The organism is Streptomyces calidiresistens (assembly GCF_014141525.1).
Taxonomy (GTDB): Bacteria; Actinomycetota; Actinomycetes; order Streptomycetales; family Streptomycetaceae; genus Streptomyces; species Streptomyces calidiresistens.
The window spans coordinates 1-6036 of record NZ_VKHS01000302.1; the positions used below are offsets into that span (position 1 = coordinate 1).

Genomic DNA, 6036 nt, shown 5'->3' on the forward strand with positions numbered 1-6036 from the left:
CCCCCGAAGCACCCCGTATCCGGACCACCCGGACCGCGTCGGAATCGGCGCCGGAGCACCCGGCCCGTTGTGCCGCCGCCCGGGAACCCGTCCCCCGGGGTGTGCGCAGGGCACAGCCGGGCGGGCGGAACGTGTCGAATCCTCCCCGGCCCCGCGGGCCCCCGGGGTCCCGCCGCTGACAACGCGCGGCCTCCGCCGTTAGCGTGATCGGCATGTCCGGCATCGATGGAACCCCGCCCGAGTCCGTGCGCGCCGTGGTCCTCCCGGCGGTGGGTGAACCCCTGCGGGTGACCCGCATCGTCCTTCCCCGGCCCGGCCCCGGCCGGGTGCGCGTCCGACTCGCGGCGGCCGGTGTCTGCCACTCGGACCTGTCGTTGGCCAACGGCACCCTGGCGCACCCCGCGCCCGCCGTGCTGGGCCACGAGGGCGCGGGGACCGTCACGGAGGTGGGGGAGGGGGTCGAGTCGGTTCGCCCCGGGCAGCGGGTGGTCCTCAACTGGGCCCCCTCCTGCGGGCGGTGCCACTTCTGCGCGGTCCTGGCGGAGCCCTGGCTCTGCGCGGAGGCCAACGCCGGCACCACCACCCCCTACGCGCACGACGAGACCGGCGGGGAGCTGTATCCCGGGCTGACCGTGGCCGCCTTCGCGGAGGAGACCGTGGTGCCGGAGCACGCGGTGCTGCCCCTGCCCGACGGCATCCCGCTGACCGAGGCGGCCCTGCTCGGGTGCGCGGTGCTCACCGGCTGGGGGGCGGTGCACCACAGCGCCCGGGTGCGGGAGGGGGAGAGCGTCCTGGTGATCGGTGTCGGGGGAGTGGGCCTGGCCGTCCTCCAGGCCGCCCGGATCGCGGGGGCGGCGCGGATCATCGCGGTGGACGTCACCGAGGGCAAGGAGCCGCTGGCCCGCGCGGCCGGGGCGACCGACTTCCTGCTCGCCTCGGACCGCACGGCGCGCGAGGTGCGCTCGTTGACCGGCGGTCTCGGGGTGGACGCGGCGATCGAGTGCGCCGGGCGGGCCGAGACCATCCGCGCCGCCTGGAGCGCCACCCGGCGCGGTGGGCGGGCGGTGGTCGTCGGGATCGGGGGGAAGGACCAGAAGGTCTCCTTCTCCGCGCTGGAACTCTTCATCACCGGCCGCACCCTGAGCGGCTGTGTCTACGGCAACAGCGTCCCCGCCCGTGACCTGCCGGTACTGGCCGAGCACGTGCTGGCCGGCCGGTTCGACCTCTCCGCGCTGGTGACCGACCGGATCGGGCTGGAGGGCGTGCCCGACGCCTTCGGGGCGATGGTGGCGGGGCGCGGGGGCCGGGCCCTGATCGTCCACGGGGGGCACGGAGGGGATTCCTGAGGTCGGCGCGCGGGCCCCACCGGGGCCCCGGGCGTCCGAACGGTGACATCGCTAAGCGAACGCTCAGGGCTTCGGTGTAGGGTGAGCCCTCGGCCGGCACCCCGTCGGCCGCGCGGGGAACGGCACGTCCGGGAGACGACCCGGCCCCGCGCAGCGGGACGACGCGCGAAGGGGAGGCGGGCATGCCGGCTCGACCACGTCGCCGGGACGGCGCGGACTCCCTCGCCGCCTCCGCCGGACACGAGACGGCGGGGCGCCTGCTGCTGGCCGCCGTGGAGTCCTTCGCCGAACGCGGTTTCCACGCCACCACCACCCGGGACATCGCCGGGCGCGCCGGCATGAGCCCCGCCGCGCTCTACATCCACTACCGCACCAAGGAGGAGCTCCTCCACCAGATCAGCGTCTACGGCCACGAGCGGGTGGCCCGGATCCTGGGGGACGCCGTGGCCGGCCCCGGCACGGCCGCCGAGCGGCTGGCGGTGGCCGTGAGCGCCTTCGCCCGCTGGCACGCGGAGCACCACACCCGGGCCCGGGTGGTGCAGTACGAGCTGGCCGCGCTGGGGGAGGAGCACTACGCGGAGATCCAGCGGCTGCGCCGGCGCACCGCCGAACTGGTGCGGGGCGTCATCGCGGACGGCGTGGCCGCCGGGCAGTTCCGGGTGGCGGACGTGCGCGGCACCGCCCGTGCCCTGCTGTCGCTCTGCATCGACGTGGCGCGCTGGTACGACCCGGCCGGCTCCGACACCCCGCGCGAGCTGGCGCTGCTGTACGCGGGGCTGGCCCTGCGGATGGTGGGCGCCGACGAGGACGCCACCACCCGGGCGGTGGACCGGGCCGCGGAGGCCATGGACGCCTCCGACGGGGGCGACGCGCCCGCCGGCCGCACCGACGCCGCAACCCCCTCCGCGTCGACCGGAGGGGCGGGGGTCGACCCCGTCGACGCGAACCCGCCCGGTCGGTCGGCGAACGACGGAACGGGCGATCCCGCCCCCCGCTGAGCCGGTCGGCACGTTTCCGCCCCCTCGTCCCGGGCACCCGGAAAGGGGAACGCGGCGTATGCCCGCCCCGAGGTCACGGCCGGGTGACAACCCGGTCGGGAACCGCGCGTCCGCCTGGCGCGTCACCCCGGACACTGATGTGATCGTGGCCACGACGTCCGCGCCGTGCCGGGCGCCCGCGGACGGCCCGAACCCGCGGTGGACCCGGCACACGAGGGGCGACGTCGGCACCACGGGTGGAAGGGGGCCGGTCCTCCGGAACCCCCGGAACGGACGGGTGGACCAACCATGCGAGGCGTCGGGGGCCCCGCGGGACGGGTGGCACCGCGTCGGCCCGGGACACCCCGCGCCGCCCGCGCCGCACGGACGCCGCCGGACCCCGGGACACCGGGGGACGCCCCTCACGACCATGTCCGCACCACGGCGGTCCCCCGGGACCGCCGGTCATCACGACGCCGGCGCGACGACGCGCCGGGCAACGGGGAGGACGCCAACCCATGTCCCTGAGTCAGAACGTCCGTCAGGCGGCCCGATCGGTCGCCCGCGGCGGCGACCCGCGCCAGGCCGCCGCCGGCCTGGTCAACGAGCGGGTGCAGAGCGCCTTCGGCGGCGCCGGCGACCGGCGTGGGGGAGGCGATCCGGGCGAGGAGCCCGACGCCAACACCCCCGGAGTGGCGGACCCCGACGACTTCCTGGCCGCCCGTGACCACGGGGCCTCGGTCGGCACCCGCATCGAGCAGAAGACGACCTCGCTCAACGGGGCGGGGGAGGCGGTCAACCGCAGCGAGACCGAGCGCACCCGCTCCGGCACGGTGCACGTCATCTGCCCGATGGTGCTGCCGCGCGGGCGAACCCTGATCACCATGCTGCCCGCCGTGGTGCTGGTGGCGATCGGGCTGGTGGCCGTCCTGGTGCTCTCCGCGACGAACGCCGCGGTGGCGACCAACCCGCTGTTCGGGATCCACTACTGGGTGCTGACCCTGTTGGCCGCCGGCTTCATGTGGTGGCGCCAGGGGATGGTGATGGTGCCCGAGGGCTGTCAGGCACTGATCACCCGGTTCGGCAAGTTGGAACAGGTGGTCGGCCCGGGTCGGGTGATCCTCTTCAATCCCTGGAAGCGGGTCTCCTACATCGTCAACACCACCCGGGAGTACCCCTTCAACGCGCCGATCCGCGAGGCTCCCACCCGCAGCGGCGTGCAGGCGTCCATCGACCTGTTCGTGCAGTTCCGGATCAACGACCCGGTGGAGTTCATCTACACGCTCGGCGCGGTGCGCGGCTTCCAGGAGAAGCTGAACAACGCGATCAGCGAGACCACCCGCAGCATGATCTACGAGCAGGAGGCGTCGGCCATCTACGACATGGTCGGCGAGAACACCAACCGCCTGCTGGAGCAGCTCAACCAGCAGTTCAGCCCGGCGGTGGAACTCACCAACGCCAACATCACGCACGCCGAGCCCTCCAGCCAGGAGTACCGGATGGACCTGGCGGCGCCGGAGATGGTGCGGGTGGCCAAGGAGGCGTACACCCACGAGTACGAGCTCCAGCTGCGCAAGGAGCACAACGAGGGTGACCTGAACAAGGAGTTGGCCTCCCTCAACGAGACCCTCTCCGCGATCCAGGCCGACATCGCGCAGTACCAGGCCCAGATGGACACCGCCCTGGAGCGGGAGACCAACCGCGCCCGCGCGGTGGCCCGCCAGCGCTTCGTGGAGGCGGAGTCCGAGGCCCGGGCCAACGCCGCCCTCCTGGAGGCCCAGGCCCTGGACATCCGCGCGGTCAGCGCGGCCAAGGCGCCGGAGATCCTCAACCACCGCTACCGGCAGCAGGTGCTCGACACGCTGGAGGGGGTGGCCGACCGCCTGCCGCAGGTGGTGAAGATCGGCTCCGGCGAGGAGGCGAGCGTCAACTTCCTGAACGTGGCCCGGGGCATCATCGGCGAGACCGGTGAGGAACTGTTCACCGAGACCGACATGCAGGCCATCCGAGGCCGGATGGAGGAGATCTCCGCCCGCATCGCCGAACGGGAGGAGGAGATCCGCCCGCTGCGCCAGACCGCTCCCACCACCGTCCAGGCCCCGGTCCTCTCCGAGGAGGCGGCCGCGGCGGAGGCGGCCTCCGGGGCCGAGCTGCCGCAGGGGACCGAACTCCCCACCGGTCCGACCTCCCCGCCGGACGACGGGGTCCCGCCCGGTGACACCGGGCCCGCCGCCCCCGGCACCGGTTCCGCCCCGCAGGACGCCCCGCAGGAAGGGGAGCTGTGATGTCCCAGCCCGTACCCGACCGACACGGTTCCACCATCAAGGAGGCACTGGCCTCCTGGGGCGACATCGCCCGCCTGCTGCGCGGGGGTGACGACGGCGCCCTGGTGCCGGTGGTCATCCCCCGCTCCAACCGGCGCACCGGCTGGACGGTGCTGCTGTGGCTCGGCCTGTTCCTGATCCTCACCGGCGTGATGCTGCTGGTGGCCGCCGACGACACGGACAACGGCCTGGCCGGCACCGCCTACGAGGCGCTCTCCGGCCCCGCCTTCATCGTCGGGGCGCTGACCCTCCTGATGGGGATGCTCTGGTGGTGGCGGTCCTCGATCGTGGAGATCGAGCAGGGCACCACCGGTGTCCTGACCCGTTACGGGGCGGTCGTCGGCACCCTGGACCCCGGTCGCCACTACCTGTGGCACCCCTGGTCGCGGGTGGACTTCGTGGTGGACACCTCCACCGAGATCCCCTACTCCGCCCCCGTGATCGCCTGCCCGACGCGGGAGAACGTCCCGCTGAAGTCGATCGAGTTCTTCCTGAAGTTCCGCATCACCGACGCGCTGCGTTTCGTGCGGACCATCGGTGCCGGCAACTTCGACCTGGTGCTCTCCAACGCGGTGCAGGACGCCATCCGCCAGCGGAGCCGTCAGGTGCGCACCGAGGAGGCCTACGACCTGCGCGGTTCGGACGTGGCGGACATGCAGGAACTGCTCAACCGGCAGCTGGACCGCTACGGGGTCCGGATCACCGGCTGCAACATCCCGGACGTGCAGCTGCCCGTGCAGTACCGGCAGCACCTGGCCACCCGGGAGCGCGTCTCGAAGGAGAAGGTCGCCTACGAGCAGGAGTGGGAGCTGACCCGCAAGCGGCGGATCGACACCCTGCTGATGGACATCGAGCGCTCCAAGAAGACCAGGGACGCCAAGATCGTCGAGGTCAACGCCGCGCTCAACCAGGCGCGCAAGGACGTGGCGCAGATGCTGGAGGAGCAGGAGACCGAGGCGCAGCGGGTCCGCTTCGAGATCGAGACCCGGGGCCGGGCCGGTCTGGCGGCGGCGGAGAACGAGGCGAAGGCACAGGAGCGGCTCGCCACGGCCTACCGGGACAACCGGGCGGTCCTGGAGTACGAGTTGGCGCGGCGGCGCCTGGAGGTCGGCGCGAAGCTCGCCGAGGAGGCGCCCAAGCCGGTGGTGGTGCAGACCGGCGGCGAGGGCTCCGGCGGCGACGCCTCGGTGCTCACCACGCTGCTGACCGCCCAGTTGCTGCCCCGGCTGACCGGGGGAGGGGGCTGGGCGGGCGGCGCCCGGGCCCTGGCCTCCGGCCGCGGCGATTCCCGCGGCGGGGGCCGGAACGGTCGCGACGACCGGGAGGCGCGGGACGAGTGGGAGGAGGGGGACGACGGGCGGTGATCCCGTCCCTCCCCGGAGGAAACCC

3 protein-coding genes and 1 pseudogene are annotated in these 6036 nt (G+C 73.9%); all 4 read left to right on the top strand.

Going from position 1 to position 6036, the window contains the following annotated elements; all coding sequences use genetic code 11:
- The first annotated feature begins 212 nt into the window (after positions 1–212).
- The 4 genes and pseudogenes from FOE67_RS13865 to FOE67_RS13880 all read left to right on the top strand — a co-directional run bounded on the left by FOE67_RS13865 (position 213) and on the right by FOE67_RS13880 (position 6011).
- A complete protein-coding gene (locus tag FOE67_RS13865) occupies positions 213–1346 on the top strand; it encodes a zinc-binding dehydrogenase (RefSeq protein WP_182664101.1) in 1134 nt (377 codons plus the stop codon).
- Positions 1347–1528: 182 nt separating this feature from the next.
- Positions 1529–2146: pseudogene (locus FOE67_RS13870) on the top strand (TetR/AcrR family transcriptional regulator); the annotation flags it as partial.
- A 695-nt stretch (positions 2147–2841) separates the two neighbouring features.
- Entirely contained in the window at positions 2842–4608 is a 1767-nt protein-coding gene (locus FOE67_RS13875; protein ID WP_182664105.1) for an SPFH domain-containing protein, read from the top strand.
- Positions 4608–6011: an SPFH domain-containing protein gene (locus FOE67_RS13880; RefSeq protein ID WP_182664107.1), complete on the top strand. Its 1404-nt coding sequence runs from the start codon at positions 4608–4610 to the stop codon at positions 6009–6011. Before FOE67_RS13875 ends, FOE67_RS13880 begins: the two co-directional genes overlap by 1 nt.
- Positions 6012–6036 lie beyond the last annotated feature (25 nt).

Bases quoted from the DNA above. Each gene is read 5' to 3' on its own strand.
- FOE67_RS13865 (WP_182664101.1), top strand. From the start codon at position 213: ATGTCCGGCATCGATGGAACCCCGCCCGAGTCCGTGCGCGCCGTGGTC.
- FOE67_RS13875 (WP_182664105.1), top strand. From the start codon at position 2,842: ATGTCCCTGAGTCAGAACGTCCGTCAGGCGGCCCGATCGGTCGCCCGC.
- FOE67_RS13880 (WP_182664107.1), top strand. From the start codon at position 4,608: ATGTCCCAGCCCGTACCCGACCGACACGGTTCCACCATCAAGGAGGCA.